Origin of the sequence: Rubrivirga sp. S365, from assembly GCF_032248475.1 — a bacterium.
Classification (GTDB): domain Bacteria; phylum Bacteroidota; class Rhodothermia; order Rhodothermales; family Rubricoccaceae; genus Rubrivirga; species Rubrivirga litoralis.
In genome coordinates, this window is sequence record NZ_JAVTTN010000001.1 from 636,841 (window position 1) to 651,641 (window position 14,801).

Below are 14,801 nucleotides of genomic sequence, written 5' to 3' on the forward strand. Positions count from 1 at the left end.
CGGCCGCGCGCTCACTGCCGGCCACGGTGTCTTCTCGGACGAGCCGAGCGTCAAGACGCTGATCCGCCGCCTTATTCGTCGCCCGCCGCGCCGAGGAGGCGCCGGAGGAGCCCGAACCCGAACGCCGTCACCGTCTGGCCCGCCCCGCCCTTGTTGGCGAGCACCACCACGCCGACGCCGGCCTCGCGGTCCAAGCCCACGAAGCTGGACCCGCCGCCGACGCCGCCGTCGTGCCACACGACGCCGTCGCCCGGCCGGCCGACGGGGAGAACGTGCCATCCCAGCCCGATCCGCATCGCGCCCTGCACCGGGCGGAGCGGACGGGCCGCCTCCACGAGCGCCGCCGCGAGCGGGGCGGGGAGGTCCGGGGGCGGGGCGATCGTGGCCTCGGCGAGCGTGAGGAGGTCGGCCGCCGTCGAGCGCAGGCCGCCCGCGCCGACCGTGGCGTCGGTCCAGGTCCAGTGCGGGACCGGCTCGCCCGACGGGCCGACGGCCGGCGCCAGACCGCGCGCCTCGGGGACCGCGACGACCGTCTCGTCCATACCCAGCGGCCCCAGCACGCGCTCCCGCGCGAGCGCCCCATACGCCGCCCCGCCCGACTCGGCCTCCAGGTCCGCCCCGCCCGCGCGCCGCGTGAGGGCCAGCCCGAGGAGGCCGCCGCCCAGGTTCGAGTACTCGTAGGCGGCGCCCGGCGCGCGCGGCAGCTCGTACAGGTCGAGGAACGCGTAGAGGTCGCCCGTGCCGTACGCCGCGTACGGGTCGCCGGGGTCGGCCGTGAGGAGGAGCGTCGGCGGCAGGCGCGGCAGCCCCGACGTGTGCGTGGCGAGGTCGGCGAGCGTGACCGGCGCCGCCCCGCCCGCGGGGACGCGCACCGAGTCCGGGAGGAGGTCGCCGACGGGCGTCGCGAGCGCGACCTCGCCGCGCTGCGCCATCTCGGCCAGCACGAGCGCCGTGACGACCTTCGTGACCGAGCCGACCTCGTACGGCGTGCGCGCGGTCGGCGCCGCGCCGCCGACGGCGCCGGCCGTGGCCACCTGCCGCCGCCCGTCGCGCACGACGGCCACGACGACCGAGGGCAGGTCGGCCTCGGCGGCGAACGCTTCGACCAGGGCGTCGAGCGAGTCCAGCGGCACCGCCCCGCCCGCCGCCCCGCCCGCGGGTTGAGCGAGGGCGGGGTGGGCAAGGAGGACGAGGAGGAACAGGGTCAGGCGGCGCATGGGGCGGGGCGGGTGCCGGCGCAAGTCTACCGCCCGCCCGCTCCGACTTCCCCGCCGTTTCGCAACCCGCCGCGGGCGGGGCGGTACCTTAGCGCTGCCGGCCGCCCCGCTCCCGTCGTCTAGACGCGCGGGCGCCGCCGGCAGAGTGAGGGCACGTCCCGTACGGCCAGCTCCTTCCGAACCCCGCCAGGGCCTGACGGCAGCAACGGTAGGAAGTCGCAGCGGCGCGATACGGATCGCGTGCCCTCACTCTGTTTCCCCCGCCCCGCCCGCGCGACCCGTCCGGCCATGCTCCCCCTCGCCCAGGCCACCGGCGGCCTCTTCGGCAACCCGCTCCTGCTCCTCGGCCTCCTCTTCGTCGTGATGTACTTCACGATGATCCGGCCGCAGACGAAGCAGGCCAAGGCGCACCGGGCGCTTATCGAGAGCCTCACCAAGGGCGACCGGGTCGTGACCGTCGGCGGCATCCACGGCACGATCCGCCAGGTCGACGACGCGACCGTGCTGGCCGAGGTCGACGGCGGGACGAAGCTCCGGTTCGACAAGGCGAAGATCGCCTACAAGGTGGTGCCGGACGCGGCCTAGATCGGGCTTCGGGAGGTACGGGGTACCGGGTACGAGGTACTCGAGGACGCAGCTCAGGAGGTCTGCCGGACCTCGTGCCTCCTCAAACGGCGGGCGGGGTGGCCTCCCAAGCGGCCCCACAGGACGCGCGCCGCGGGCGGGGCGGCGAACTTTCGTCGGGGATGGGCACACGGCGCCGCCCCGCCCCGTTGTCCGGGGGCACCACCGCCCGCTGCCCGGGTCCGCTCCGCATGGCCGACGACACGCGCCCCGCCCCCGACTCCGTCCGCTTCGACGCCGTCGAGGAGGCCCTCGAAGACGTCCAGAACGGGAAGCTCGTCGTCGTGGTCGACGACGAGGACCGCGAAAACGAGGGCGACCTCATCGGCGCCGCCGAACTCGTCACGCCGGACTCGGTCAACTTTATGGCCCGTGAGGCGCGCGGGCTGATGTGCGTGGCCATCACCGGCGAGCGCGCCGCGGCCCTCGACCTGCCCATGATGGAGCCGGTCAACACGTCGCTCCACGAGACGCCGTTCACGGTGTCCGTCGATTACCGCCACGGCACGACGACCGGCATCTCGACGGCCGACCGGGCCAAGACCATCCGCGCGCTCGCGGACTCCGAGGCGGCCCCGACCGACTTCGCGCGGCCCGGCCACGTGTTCCCGCTCCGGGCGCAGGCCGGCGGCGTGCTCCGCCGGGCCGGCCACACCGAGGCGGCCGTCGACCTCGCGCGGCTGGCCGGGCTCCGCCCCGCCGGCGTGCTCATCGAGATCATGCACGCCGACGGCACCATGTCGCGGACGCCCGACCTCCGCGCGTTCGCCGACGAGCACGGGCTCAAGCTCATCACCATCCGCGACCTCATCGCGTACCGGATGCGCCGCGACACGCTCGTGAGCAAGGCCGTAGAGGTCTCCATGCCGACGGCCTACGGCGACTTCCGGCTCGCGGCCTACGAGGAGGTCCTGACGGGCGACGTCCACCTGGCGCTGATCAAGGGCGAGTGGACCGAGGACGACCCGGTCCTCGTGCGCGTGCACAGCCAGTGCGTGACGGGCGACATCTTCGGCTCGGCGCGGTGCGACTGCGGCGACCAGCTCGCGCACGCGATGGCCCAGGTCGAGCGCGAGGGGCGGGGCGTCGTCCTCTACATGAAGCAGGAGGGCCGCGGCATCGGGCTGCTCAACAAGCTCCGGGCCTACAAGCTCCAGGAGGAGGGGCTCGACACGGTCGAGGCCAACGAGGCGCTGGGCTTCCAGCCCGACCACCGCGACTACGGGATCGGGTGCCAGGTTCTCCGCGACCTCGGCGTCCGCCGGCTCCGCCTGATGACGAACAACCCGACCAAGCGGGTCGGGCTGGAGGGCTACGGGCTCGAGATCGTCGAGCGCGTCCCGGTCGAGGTGATGCCCGGCGTCCACAACGAGGCCTACCTGCGGACGAAGCGGGACCGCATGGGCCACGTCCTCAACGGGCTCGACGACCACGGCGCGCTGTCGTCGGTCCTCGGCGGCTGAGGCCGTCCGCCCCGCCCAGCGCGGGCGGGGTGGAGACGGGCCGGTGAGAGCGCCGCCCCGCCCGTAGAGCGCCCGCCTTCACGGCGCGGGCGGGGCGGTGCTGGTGGACGCCCCTGATTGCCGCCCCGCCCTTACGGCGTGAGCACGAGCTTGCCGTGGACGCCGCCGGCCTCGACCCGGCGGTGCGCCTCGGCGGCGTCGGCGAGCGGGAGCACGTCGGCCACGAGCGGGGCGACGAGGCCGCGCTCGACGAGGCCGGCGACGAGGTCCATCATGCCCCCGTCGCGCTTCATCATCATGGGGAAGAAGGCCGCGTTCTTCTGGTAGGCCTTCCCAAAGTCGCCCGTCGCGTCGCCCACGATCGAGACCATGCGCCCGAGCGGGGCGAGCGCGTCGATGCTGTCGACGAGCGTCGTGCCGCCGACGGTGTCGAAGACGACGTCGGCGCCGAGCCCGTCGGTGAGGTCGAGGACGGCCGAGACCGCCCCGCCCCGCTTGTAGTCGACGAACACGTCGGCGCCGAGATCGAGGAGCGTGTCCTCCATGGCCCCGTTGCCGACGACCACGACGCGCGCGCCGGCGGCCTCGGCGATCTGGACGGCAAAGTGCCCCACGCCGCCGCCGCCGTGGATCAGGACCGTCTCGCCGACCTGGACGCGGGCGCGGTCGACGAGCGCCTGGTACGCCGTGCACGCCGCGAGCGGGATCGCCGCGGCCTCCTCGTGCTCGACGTTGTCCGGCTTCACGACGACGTCGCCGGCCTCGGCCACGTGGTACTCGGCGTAGGCCCCGTGCGCGTTGATCGCCGCCGTGTAGAACACGGCGTCGCCCTCGACCAGGCTGTCCACGTCCTCGCCGACGGCCTCGACCACGCCCGACACGTCGTACCCGAGGATGGCCGGCGGCTCGACCCCGTACCTCCCGCCCTGCTTGCGGACCTTGGTGTCGAGCGGGTTGACCGACGTCGCGTGGACGTGCACGAGGACCTCGCCGCGGCGGGGCGACGGCTTGTCCACGTCGTCGCGGAGGTGGAGGTGGTCGGCAGAGCCGAACTGGTCGAGGACGACGGCGCGCATAGGCGGACCCAAAGGGCGGGGCGGAAGTGAGCAGAAGGAGGCCAACGGGGAGCCCGCGCCCGCGTTCGGGGGCGGGGCGGGATGGACGCGATCTCCACCCCGCCCGACGCTCGTCTGGGCGGTGGCCCGGGCCGCGTCCTGGGGGAGTCCGCGAGCGGCGCCTGCGGACTTCCAGGACCGTCTTTGGCGCTGGAACGGGGGGCGGGGCGGCCGGTGGGACGGGGACTCTTTCCCACCCCGCCCATGCGACCGCTGCTCCTCCTCTCTGCCCTTCTCGCCACCGGCTGCGCGGCGACCGGCACCCAACTCGAGCCGGCCCCGGCCGCCGAGACCGTCGCCCCCGAGACGGCCGTCGAGGTCGTCGACGGCGTCCGCATGACGGCGGAGACCGGGGCGTGGGACGGCCTCGCCCGCGTCAAAACCGAGGTCACGCCCCTCCGCGTCACGATCGAGAACGGGAGCCGGCTCCCCGTCCGGCTCCGCTACGACGACTTCACGCTCGTCAGCCCGCAGGGCGGGCGCTACGCGGCGCTCCCGCCGTACGGCATCGAGGGCGACGTGGCCGATCCGGTCCTCGTCGACGCCTACGCTCCGGTGACGGCCCCGGGGTTCGCCTACAGCGGGTTCACGGTCGCCCCGTACTACGCCTCGGTGTACCCGACGCTCACGCCGTACGCGGGCTCGTTCGGGTACGACCCGCTCTACTACAACCGCTACTACACGGCCTACCGCGAGATCGCGCTCCCGACCGAGGAGATGGTCCGCGAGGCGCTGCCGGAGGGCGTGATCGACCCGGGCGGCCGGGTGTCCGGGTTCCTCTACTTCGAGCGCGTGCCGCCGAGCGCCCCGCGCGTCCGGTTCCGCGCCGACCTCGTGGACGCGCGGACGGGCGAGACGTTCGGCGAGATCTCGATCCCGTTCGTCGTCGAGGAGTAGCGCCGGCCGTCGCCGCCGGGCGGGGTGGCTCCACCCCGCCCCTTCTGCTCGTCGTCCTCCTGAACGGCTGCGGGCGTCCGTACCCGCCCCGCTCGCAGAAGGGCGGGGCGGGGCGGCTACGCGTACTGCCGGGCGAGCGCGTCGGCCTCGGCGTAGAGCGCGTCGAGGTCGCCGTCATTGACGACCACGAGGTCGGCCCGCCGGCGCGCCTCGGCGGGGTCGATCTGGTGGCGCATCCGGGCGAGGACGGCGTCGCGCGTCGCTCCGTCCCGGGCCTGCACGCGGGCGACGCGCGTCTCGACCGGGGCGTCCACGACGACGACGGCGTCCAGGATCTCGTCGCCGCCGGTCTCGAAGATCAGGGCCGCCTCGTACACGAGCAGGCGCACGCCCTCGGCGCGGGCGGCCTCCAGCGCCTCCCCGAGCGCCCGCCGCACGGCGGGGTGGACGATGGCGTTGAGCGCGGCCAGCTCGCCGGCGTCGCCGAACACGCGGGCGGCGAGGTGCGCCCGGTCGAGCCGCCCCGCCCCGTCGTACGTCTCGGCCCCGAACCGCGCGACGAGCGCCGCGCGCACGGCGGCGTCCTCGCCCATGAGCCGCTTGGCGAGGTCGTCGGCGTAGACCACGCGGACCCCGTCGTGCCCCGCCAGCCGGGCGACGAACGCCGACTTGCCGCTACCGATGCCGCCGGTGACGCCGAGGGAATGCATCGTCTGAAGGGAAAAGGAGAAAGGGAAAAGTGAGAAGGGGCGGGGTGGTCAGGCCGCCCTCGCTTTCTTGACGATGGTGCTCAGAATGGCGTAGAGCTCGCTGGCCTCCTGGATCAACGGGTCGAGGCGGTCGGGCGGGGCCATCTCCGTCTTGCGCATGATGCGGAGCCAGTAGCGGGACTCCCTCGCCTCCCGCAACGCGATGCTGTAGCGGTGCGCAAAGTCCTTCCGGCTCGACGCGTCCTGGGCCTCTTCCACGTTCGCGCCCACGGACGTGGCCGCGCGGAGAAACTGCTTCCCAACGACCCACCCCGCCCGGTCTGGTCGGTCTTGCAAGTAGCGGAACACGCCGACCGCCCGGACCGCAAAGTCTTCCGTCCGCTCGACGATGTCGCGCGGCTCAGACCGGACCTCCCCTTCTGCCTTTTCCCTTCTCACTTTTCCCTTCCGAGGCCCTGACCTCGCAGCTCCGCCCCGCCCTCCCCAAACGCCTCCGCGACCAGGACCTCGGCCTCGTCGTAGGCGTCGGCCGAGGCGGTCAGTTTGCCGAAGGCGTCTTCGAGCGAGCCGCCGCCGCCGAGCGTCGTGATCTCCTCGGGCGAGCCCGTCTGGATCACGCGGCCGTCGCGGAGCACGACCACGAGGTCGGCGACTTTCTCGACGGCGTCGAGCAGGTGCGACGAGTAGAACACGGTCCGCCCGCGGGCGGCGAGCGTGCGGAGCAGCGCGCGCGTCTGGAGCACGGCGTGGGCGTCGAGGCCGCCCAGCGGCTCGTCGAGGAGCAGGACCGGCGGGTCGTGGACGAGCGCGGCCGAGACCAGAACCTTCTGCTTCATCCCCTTCGAGAACCCCGTCATCGACTGGTCGGCCGCCTCGCTCAAGCCCCAGAACCGGAGGTGCGCCGCCGTCCGCACGCGGATGGCCGCCTCGTCGAGCCGGTGCATTCGGCCAACGAAGGCGAGGTACTCGGTCGGCGTGAAGCTCTCGTAGAGGTGGCCGTGCTCGGGGACGTACCCGAACCGGCGCTTGGCCTCGACCGGATCGGCCACGACGTCCACCCCGCCCACGACGACGCGGCCGGCGTCGGGCGTGAGCGCGCCAGTCAGGAGCCGGATGGTCGTCGTCTTGCCCGCCCCGTTCGGCCCGACGTAGCCCGCGACGGACCCCGACGCGACGTCGAACGAGACGCCGTGCAGGATGGGCGTGCCGTCGAGCGCGACGCGGACGTCCTGGACAGAGATCATGAGGGATGAAGGGATCGAGGGATGGGAGAGGGATGAAGGGGCGGGGTGGCGGGTCTGCCCATTCCTCCATGCCGTATCCCTCTATCCCTCCGCTACCCCGGCGGCCACTGGAGGTCGCGGCCGCCGAGGAGGTGCACGTGGAGGTGGAACACGGTCTGCCCCGCCCCGGCCCCGTTGTTGACCACGAGGCGGTAGTCGGAGAGCCCCTCGGCCTCGGCCACGCGGCGGGCGACGGTGAACAGGTGGCCCACGAGCGCCTCGTCGGCCTCGCCGACGGCGTCGGCGCGCGGGATCGGCGTCCGGGGCACGATCAGGACGTGCGTGGGCGCGACCGGGTGGATGTCGCGGAAGGCGACGGCCCGGTCGTCCTGGTAGACGACGTCGGCCGGGACCTCGCCGTCGGCGATCTTCTGGAAGAGGGTTTTCTCGGTGGAGTCGGCCACGGAAGGCGTATCGGGCGGGGTGGCGGGCAAGCTAAGCGGGCGGAGCGTAGGAGCGTAGGGTGCCCGCCCCGCCCATCGGGCTGCGAGCGGGGTGGGGCGGCGCCCGATAGACCGAGCCTGCCCCGGCATGCTTGCGCCCCGGCGCTCTGTCGCACCCGCCCACCCCATCCCCGAAACACGCCGGCCCGCCCGGGGTACCCCGCCCCGCCCGCAGCGCCACCCCGCCCCCCATGCCGACGGTCTATGTCACCCGCAAGGCCCACTTCAACGCGGCCCACCGCCTCCACAACCCGAACAAGTCCGACGACTGGAATCGGGAGACGTTCGGGAAGTGCAACAGCCCGAACTGGCACGGCCACAACTACGAGCTCGACGTGACGGTCGCCGGCGAGCCCGACGCCGACACGGGGTTCGTGGTCGACCTCGCCGACCTCAAGCGGACCATCCAGGACCGCGTCGTCGAGCCGCTCGACCACAAGAACCTCAACCTCGACGTCCCCTTCCTGGAGGGCAAGAAGACCTCGACCGAGACGCTGGCCGTGGCCGTGTGGGAGCAGCTGGCGCCCCACGTGCCCGGCCTCTACGAGGTCGCCCTCCGCGAGACCCCCAACAACTCCGTCGTGTACCGTGGCGAGTAACGAAACCAACGAGCAGACCCCCGACCCGCAGAGCCCGAACGGGGCGGGGCGGCCGGGCGGGGCGAGCGACCTCGCCGTCCGCGACGCGAGCCCGCTCCTCTACGAGCGCAAGGACGTCTACCACGCCGACACGGCGGCTGAGCTCGCGGGCCTCGCGCGGCGCCAGATCGAACTCGCCGGCGAGGACGCCGAGCGCCAGGGCCTGCTCAAGACGCCCGAGCGCATGGCGAAGTCGTGGCAGTTCCTGACGCACGGCTACGGCCTCGACCCCGACGAAATCCTCCGCAGCGCGCTCTTCGACGAGGACTACTCCGAGATGGTGCTCGTCAAGGACATCGAGGTCTACAGCCTCTGCGAGCACCACGCGCTCCCGTTCTTCGGCAAGGCCCACGTGGGCTACATCCCGAACGGGCGGATCGTGGGGCTGAGCAAGATCCCCCGGGTGGTCGACGTGTTCGCGCGGCGGCTCCAGGTCCAGGAGCGGCTCACGCTCCAGGTCCGCGACGCCGTCCAGCGCGTGCTCGAGCCCGAGGGCGTGGCCGTCGTCATCGAGGCCCAGCACCTGTGCATGATGATGCGCGGGGCCGAAAAGCAGAACTCGATGACGACCACGAGCGCCATGAGCGGCGTCTTCCTGACCAACACGGACACGCGCGCCGAGTTCATGCGCCTCGCCACGGGCTGAGCGGGCAGCGGGCAGAATGCACCACCCCGCCCGCGCCGTGGGCGGGGCGGCCGTCGTAGCGGCGTTGCATGCAACGCCGTCGGGCAACGCCGCCCGGGCGGGGCGGCATCGGGCGGGGCGGCACCCCACTCCACCCCGCCCGTCTTCGCCCGCACCGGGGGCGGGGCGGCCAGGCCGCGCGTGAACAGCCCCCCGCCCCGCCCGCGCTACCTTCCGCGCCCGCCCCGCCCTCCCGGTCCGCCGTGCCCGCGTTCCACCGCCTCGACTCCGCCGCCGACGCCCGCTTCCTCCGGGCCGGCCAGGCCGACCCGCTCACGCGCGTCCCGTTCCGCCCGACGAACGCCGTCGTGCTCTGCGCGACGTGTGGGACCGTCTCGCTGCGCGAGACCTGGGAGGCCGTCGGCGGGTGCCCCAACGGCCACGACACGGCCGCGCCGTGGGACCCCGAGCGCGCGCTCGCCGCCGGCGACGGGGCCGCCGGCGGGCGCCCTACCCTGGCGCACCGCCCGGACGCCGAGCGGGGCGGGCGGCGGTGGCTGCTGCCCGCGCTCCTCGCGCTCGGGGCCGTCGTGCTCGTCGTGGGCGGGTTGGTCCTGACCGGGCGCTCCACCGACGACCCCGCCCCCGTCGAGGCCGTCCCCGACGCGCCGGCCGAGCCGACGGGGCCGGAGGCCGTCATCGTCGAGGCCGGCGAGGCCGAGGGCGCGCTGACCGACGAGGACTTCCGCACCGAGAACGGGCGCTACCAGGACCTCTACTCGTTCGCCGCCGACTCGTCGGGGCTCGTCCTCGCGTTCACGCTCCAGTCGGGCGACTTCCTCCCGGACCTCACCGTCGAGACGCCCGAGGGTGAGCGCGTGGCGGCCGAGACCGTCGCCGACAACGAGGACACGGGCGAGCGGACCGTCGCCGTGCGCGACCTCCGCGGGCCGGGCCTCTACCGCCTGTTCGTGACGTCGCGGCGGCCCGAGGACACGGGCGACTACGTCCTCCGCATCCGCCAGGAGGCGCCGGTCCGGCCGATCGAGGCCAGCGCGTCGGTCTCGGCCACGCTCGGCGAGTTCAGCGAGCGCGCCGACGGCTTCTTCCGCGACCGCTACCGCTTCTCAGGCGCCGAGGGCCGCGAGCACACCGTCACCGTCCGCTCGTCGGCCTTCGCGCCGACCGTCGAGATTACCGGCCCGGGCGGGGCGGTCCGCGGCGAGACCGGCCGCGCCGGCGGGAGCGTGACGTACACGTTCACGCCCGAAGCAACCGGGACCTACACGGCCGTCGTGAGCTCGCGGACGGCCGGCCAGCGCGGGGCGTACTCGGCCCAGCTCGCCGTGTCCCCCGAGGTCGAGGAGCCGGACGAGGAGGCCGGGCCGCCGGCCGAGCCGCTGCCCACGACTGGGGCGCCGGTCTCCGACACGCTCGCCGTCGGCGCCACACGGCCGTACCGCTTCCGCGGGCAGCCCGGCGACCGGGTCCGCCTGGAGGTCCGGGCCGAGGGGTTCGTGCCCACGCTCGTGCTCGTCGGCCCCGACGGGACGCGCGTGCCGGCGGCGCCCGACGGCGACCGCGCGCGCATCCGGTTTACGCTCCCGTCCGGCGGCGCCTACCGCGTGGTCGTGGGCGGCCAGGGCGGCGGCGGCCTCTACCGGCTCACGCTCGAGACCGAGCGGCCTGTGACCGGCGCCGACATCCCGCGGCTTCCCGGGCAGGCCCCCGCCCCGCCCCCGCCGCCGGCCGACGGCGGCCGCTACCGGCCGCAGCCCATCGACAACGCGCCGTAGCTTCCGGCCGCGACCGCCCCGCCCCGCATGACCGACCCCTCAGGAGAGGACACGATCCGCGTCTCGACGTCCCGCCTCCGCGAGGTGAAGGACGAGATCGACCGGCTCCAGCGCGAACTCGACGCGCTCCGCGAGGAGCACGAGAACCTGCGCGCCCACCTCACGGGCTCGATCCGCGAGGTCGACCGGCTGACGAAGGAGAACGCCCGCCTCCGCCGGTAGGGGCGGGGCGCCGAGAATGGACTGAGCCCTGCGGCGGGGCGGGGTGGGGCTCGACCGGGAGTCCTTTCCGCGGGCAACCGCCGGGTCGGCGCCACGGGCGACGGCGGAGTCATGCGGCTGGGTGAAGGCGGCTCCGTCCTACATGGCCAGGCGGCGGGCTTGGCGGTCCGGGACACGCGGAGGAGCGGCAGGGCGGGGTGGAGCCGGAGGCATGGAAGCGTTTCCACAGGATGCGCTACCTTCACGCGTCTTCCGCCCCGCCCCGCTCCATGCCCGACTTTACGCTGACGACCCTCGACATCACGGTCGTCCTCCTCTACGGCGCCGTCATCTTCGGGATCGGCCTGTACTTCTCGCGCCGGACCGACGACGGGGAGGACTACTTCCTGGCGGGGCGGTCGCTCACGTGGGGGCTCATCGGGATCAGCCTCGTGGCGTCGAACCTGTCGTCGTCGTCGATGATCGGGATGGCGTCGGCGGCGTACGGCGGGATCGGGCTCTCGGTGTACAACTACGAGTGGATGGCGGCCCTCGTGCTCGTGGTGTTCGTGCTGTTCTTCCTCCCGTTCTACCTCTCGAGCGGGATCTACACGATGCCCGAGTTCCTCGAGAAGCGGTTCGACGGCCGCAGCCGGACCTACTTCTCGGTCATCTCCATCTTCCTCTCGGTCATCGTCGACACGGCGGCGGCGCTCTACGCCGGGGCGCTCGTGGTCCAGCTGCTCTACCCGGACGTCCCGCTGTGGATCTCGATGACGATCCTGGCCCTCATCGCCGGGGCCTACACGATCGCCGGCGGGCTCAAGGCTGTCGTCTACACCGACGCCATCCAGGGCACGCTGCTCCTGGTCGGGGCGGCGGCCGTCTCGTTCATGGCGTGGCAGAAGTCGGGCGGCTGGGAAGCCGTCAAGGCCGTGACGCCGGACGAGAAGCTGTCGCTCATCCAGCCGCTCTCCAGCCCCGACATGCCGTGGCTCGGGCTCATCACCGGCGTGTTCCTGCTCGGGTTCTACTTCTGGACGACCAACCAGTTTATGGTCCAGCGCGTGCTGGGCGCCAAGAACCTCGACCACGGGCGCTGGGGCGCGCTGTTCGGCGGGCTCCTCAAGCTGCCCATCCTGTTCCTCATGGTGATGCCGGGCACGTTCGGGCGCGTGCTCTACCCCGAGGGCGCCGTCGCCAACCCGGACCAGATCTTCCCGACGCTCCTGTTCGACCTGCTCCCCGGCGGGTTCCGCGCCCTCGTGCTGACGGCGATGGTGGCCGCCATCATGTCGTCTGTCGACTCGACGCTGAACGCGGCCTCGACCCTTATCACGATGGACTTTATCAAGAAGTACCGGCCGAACACGTCGCCGCAGGCGCTGGCCCGGACCGGGCGGATCGTGACCGGCGTGTGCATGGTGGTCGCCATCGTCTGGAGCCCGATCATCGTCAACGCCGGCACGCTCTGGGATTACATCCAGTCGACGCTGGCGTACGTGGCGCCGCCGGCGATCGCCCTCTTCGTGCTCGGCGTGTTCTGGAAGCGCGCCAACGCCGACGGCGCGCTCGCGGGGCTCGTCGCCGGGCACCTAGCGTCGGTGGTCTTCCTGGTCCTGAGCGTCCAGGAGGTCCTCGTCTTCAACTTCCTCTACCTCGCGCCCATCCTGCTCCTGATCTCGATGACGGTCATGGCGGTCGTGAGCCTCCAGACCGCCCCGCCCCCGCTCGAAAAGACGGAGGGGCTCATGTGGACGCCGGCCTTTTTCCGGGCCGAGACCGAGGACCTGAAGGGCGTCCCGTTCTGGAAGAACTACCGCGTGCAGTCGGCCGTGCTCGTTGCGCTGACGGCGGTGATCGTCGGGATGTTCTGGTAGCCCGCCCCGCCCGGGCGGGGCGGGGTGGCGTGGGCACCGCGGGCGGGGCGGGGTGGCGTGGGCACCGCGGGCGGGGTGGCGCCAGGCGGGGCGGACCCAGAGGGCGGGAACGCGGGCGGGCGCCGGTCGTGACCGCCCCGCCCTCCGGGCTCGCCGTCCTGCCCCGCCCCGCCCCGCGCTCCGCTGACGTACCTCGAGTTCCACCTCGCCTTTACCGTTCCCCCGCTCGTGGTCCTCGCGCTCCTCCAGGGGCGGACGCGGGCGCGGTGGGGGCCGCTGGCCCTCCTCGTCGGCATCGCGTTCGTCTACACGACGCCGTGGGACAACTACCTCGTCGCCCACGAGGTGTGGACGTACCCGCCGGGGCGCGTGCTCGCGACGATCGGCTGGGTGCCGGTCGAGGAGTACGCGTTCTTCGTGATCCAGACGGTCCTGGCGGGGCTGTGGCTCCGGCTGTTCCAGGCGCGGTGGCCCGTGCCGCCGCCGGCTGAGCGGGGCGCGCGGTGGCTGGGCGTGGCCGTGTTCGGGGCGCTCTCGGCGGCCGGCGCCGCGGCGCTCGTGGCCGGCGGGCACTGGCTCTACCTCGGGCTCATCCTGGCCTGGGCGTGCCCGGTGCTCGCGCTGATGTGGGCGGTCGGGGGCGAGCTCGTCTGGGCACGGCGCCGGCTCGTGGCCGTGACCGTCGTCCCGCTCTCGCTCTACCTCTGGGTCGCCGACCGCTTCGCCATCGGCCAGGGCATCTGGGACATCACCGACGCCACGCGGACCGGGTGGGAGATCGCGGGCCTCCCGGTCGAGGAGGCCCTGTTCTTCGTCGTCACGACGCTGCTGGTGGCGCAGGGGCTGGTGATGCTGGAGCGGCCGGAGGGGGCGCGCCGCGTCGCTACGTGACGGCGGCCGGGGGCGGGGTGGCGGCTCTGTGAGGGCGGGGCGGTGGGTTGTCTTCGGGGGGCGAGCCCGCCCCGCTCAAGCGCCCGCCCCGTCCGGACGGGATCGCGGCCAGCTCCTAGCGGATCACGCCGCTCCCGCTACCGACCCGCTGACGAAAATAGCCGCGTTGAGCCCGTTATGAGCGATTGTTGGCCAGAGGAGGCTTCCTGTCTTTTCCCGGAGCCACGCGAACGCAGCCCCAGCCACCAGGGGTAGGAGGAACGGGAGGAACGCGAATGCGATTCGGCCGCCCTCAAGACTCGGGCTGTGCGTGAAGGCGAACGCAAGCGTCGTGACCACCGCCGGCCACCAGGAAACAGCAGCCCCCGCTTCTGCTGGTATAGCCCGGTGCAGGAGGGCAAGAAACACGCCGCGGAACGCAAGCTCTTCGGCTAATCCCGGCATCGTGAGCTGATACGCCAACGTCTCGACACGGAGCGGACCTCCCCCACCGAACACGGCGCCGATGGTGACCCCGAGCAGGACGAGCCCGACTGTGACGAGGACAGCAGGGCGGAGGGAGTTGGGACGCTGGCGAACAGTGAGGCCAACATCACGCCGGGAGAGCGGACCAAACCCGATGAACGCGAGCGCCCAGGCGAGGCTGAGCGCTTTCCCCGTCCAGTTCCAGTTGGCCCCCGGGACCTGGGCGACATCGTAGACGACGGGCGCGCTAACGAGGAAGCCGTCGAGCGTGAGGAGGAGGAGGAACAGCAATGCGGCCGATCCGGTGCGCCTCGACCCTGACGCCGCCAGAGCGACAGCGAGGACCGGGAGCACGAAGAGGGCGGGGAGCGCGGACTCGACTAGGTTCTCCAAAGGGTGGCGAGGACACCGAGGCTTACGTGTTGCATAAACAGAAAGTTAGCCGCCGCCCCGCTCTGGAAAAACCAGAGCGCCAGCGGCCACCAGCTCGTGTACAGAGGGTGGCTGCCCTCAGCGCGGAACCACCCCGCCCCGCACATCGACCGCGGACGGG

The 14,801-nt window shown here is 73.2% G+C and carries 16 protein-coding genes and 1 other RNA gene; 10 read left to right on the forward strand and 7 right to left on the reverse strand.

The window, feature by feature from the left end; genetic code table 11:
- Window positions 1-71: 71 nt before the first annotated feature.
- Window positions 72-1,217: a serine hydrolase domain-containing protein gene (locus RQM47_RS02860; RefSeq protein WP_311663025.1), complete on the reverse strand. Its 1,146-nt coding sequence runs from the start codon at window positions 1,215-1,217 to the stop codon at window positions 72-74.
- Between the two features lie 149 nt (window positions 1,218-1,366).
- On the opposite strand from RQM47_RS02860, the gene ffs reads away from it, so the two are divergent.
- The 3 genes from ffs to RQM47_RS02875 all read left to right on the forward strand — a co-directional run bounded on the left by ffs (window position 1,367) and on the right by RQM47_RS02875 (window position 3,304).
- Window positions 1,367-1,466: signal recognition particle sRNA small type (gene ffs, locus RQM47_RS02865), an RNA gene on the forward strand.
- Between the two features lie 39 nt (window positions 1,467-1,505).
- Window positions 1,506-1,802 carry a preprotein translocase subunit YajC gene (yajC, locus tag RQM47_RS02870; RefSeq protein WP_311663024.1) on the forward strand — a complete coding sequence of 99 codons (297 nt, stop codon included), beginning with the start codon at window positions 1,506-1,508 and terminating at the stop codon, window positions 1,800-1,802.
- A gap of 230 nt (window positions 1,803-2,032) precedes the next feature.
- Entirely contained in the window at window positions 2,033-3,304 is a 1,272-nt protein-coding gene (locus RQM47_RS02875) for a bifunctional 3,4-dihydroxy-2-butanone-4-phosphate synthase/GTP cyclohydrolase II (protein WP_311663023.1), read from the forward strand.
- A 131-nt stretch (window positions 3,305-3,435) separates the two neighbouring features.
- Here RQM47_RS02875 and RQM47_RS02880 read toward each other — a convergent pair whose 3' ends face one another.
- Window positions 3,436-4,380: a zinc-binding dehydrogenase gene (locus RQM47_RS02880; protein WP_311663022.1), complete on the reverse strand. Its 945-nt coding sequence runs from the start codon at window positions 4,378-4,380 to the stop codon at window positions 3,436-3,438.
- Window positions 4,381-4,623: 243 nt separating this feature from the next.
- Here RQM47_RS02880 and RQM47_RS02885 point away from each other — a divergent pair, with 243 nt between their 5' ends.
- Window positions 4,624-5,316 carry a hypothetical protein gene (locus RQM47_RS02885; RefSeq protein WP_311663021.1) on the forward strand — a complete coding sequence of 231 codons (693 nt, stop codon included), beginning with the start codon at window positions 4,624-4,626 and terminating at the stop codon, window positions 5,314-5,316.
- A 116-nt stretch (window positions 5,317-5,432) separates the two neighbouring features.
- On the opposite strand, the gene coaE is transcribed toward RQM47_RS02885, so the two are convergent.
- From coaE to RQM47_RS02905, 4 genes are all read right to left on the reverse strand, one after another.
- A complete protein-coding gene (gene coaE, locus RQM47_RS02890) occupies window positions 5,433-6,026 on the reverse strand; it encodes a dephospho-CoA kinase (RefSeq protein WP_311663020.1) in 594 nt (197 codons plus the stop codon).
- Window positions 6,027-6,074: 48 nt separating this feature from the next.
- Window positions 6,075-6,464, reverse strand: coding sequence for a four helix bundle protein (locus RQM47_RS02895; RefSeq protein WP_311663019.1), 390 nt, complete (start codon window positions 6,462-6,464; stop codon window positions 6,075-6,077).
- A complete protein-coding gene (locus RQM47_RS02900) occupies window positions 6,461-7,270 on the reverse strand; it encodes an ABC transporter ATP-binding protein (RefSeq protein WP_311663018.1) in 810 nt (269 codons plus the stop codon). The genes RQM47_RS02895 and RQM47_RS02900 overlap by 4 nt, the downstream gene beginning before the upstream one ends.
- 92 nt (window positions 7,271-7,362) lie before the next feature.
- Window positions 7,363-7,713, reverse strand: coding sequence for a histidine triad nucleotide-binding protein (locus RQM47_RS02905; RefSeq protein ID WP_311663017.1), 351 nt, complete (start codon window positions 7,711-7,713; stop codon window positions 7,363-7,365).
- Between the two features lie 230 nt (window positions 7,714-7,943).
- Here RQM47_RS02905 and RQM47_RS02910 point away from each other — a divergent pair, with 230 nt between their 5' ends.
- From RQM47_RS02910 to RQM47_RS02935, 6 genes are all read left to right on the forward strand, one after another.
- Window positions 7,944-8,351, forward strand: coding sequence for a 6-carboxytetrahydropterin synthase (locus tag RQM47_RS02910; RefSeq protein ID WP_311663016.1), 408 nt, complete (start codon window positions 7,944-7,946; stop codon window positions 8,349-8,351).
- On the forward strand, window positions 8,341-9,036 hold the full coding sequence (folE, locus tag RQM47_RS02915; protein WP_311663015.1) for a GTP cyclohydrolase I FolE: 696 nt from the start codon (window positions 8,341-8,343) through the stop codon (window positions 9,034-9,036). Before RQM47_RS02910 ends, folE begins: the two co-directional genes overlap by 11 nt.
- 242 nt (window positions 9,037-9,278) lie before the next feature.
- Complete coding sequence (locus tag RQM47_RS02920; protein ID WP_311663014.1) at window positions 9,279-10,811, forward strand: hypothetical protein; 1,533 nt, start codon at window positions 9,279-9,281, stop codon at window positions 10,809-10,811.
- 27 nt (window positions 10,812-10,838) lie between these two features.
- A complete protein-coding gene (locus RQM47_RS02925) occupies window positions 10,839-11,033 on the forward strand; it encodes a hypothetical protein (RefSeq protein WP_311663013.1) in 195 nt (64 codons plus the stop codon).
- A gap of 269 nt (window positions 11,034-11,302) precedes the next feature.
- Window positions 11,303-12,892 carry a sodium:solute symporter gene (locus tag RQM47_RS02930; RefSeq protein WP_311663012.1) on the forward strand — a complete coding sequence of 530 codons (1,590 nt, stop codon included), beginning with the start codon at window positions 11,303-11,305 and terminating at the stop codon, window positions 12,890-12,892.
- A 183-nt stretch (window positions 12,893-13,075) separates the two neighbouring features.
- On the forward strand, window positions 13,076-13,783 hold the full coding sequence (locus tag RQM47_RS02935) for a lycopene cyclase domain-containing protein (protein ID WP_311663054.1): 708 nt from the start codon (window positions 13,076-13,078) through the stop codon (window positions 13,781-13,783).
- Window positions 13,784-13,906: 123 nt separating this feature from the next.
- On the opposite strand, the gene RQM47_RS02940 is transcribed toward RQM47_RS02935, so the two are convergent.
- Window positions 13,907-14,602, reverse strand: coding sequence for a CPBP family intramembrane glutamic endopeptidase (locus RQM47_RS02940; RefSeq protein ID WP_314007298.1), 696 nt, complete (start codon window positions 14,600-14,602; stop codon window positions 13,907-13,909).
- Between the last annotated feature and the right edge of the window lie 199 nt (window positions 14,603-14,801).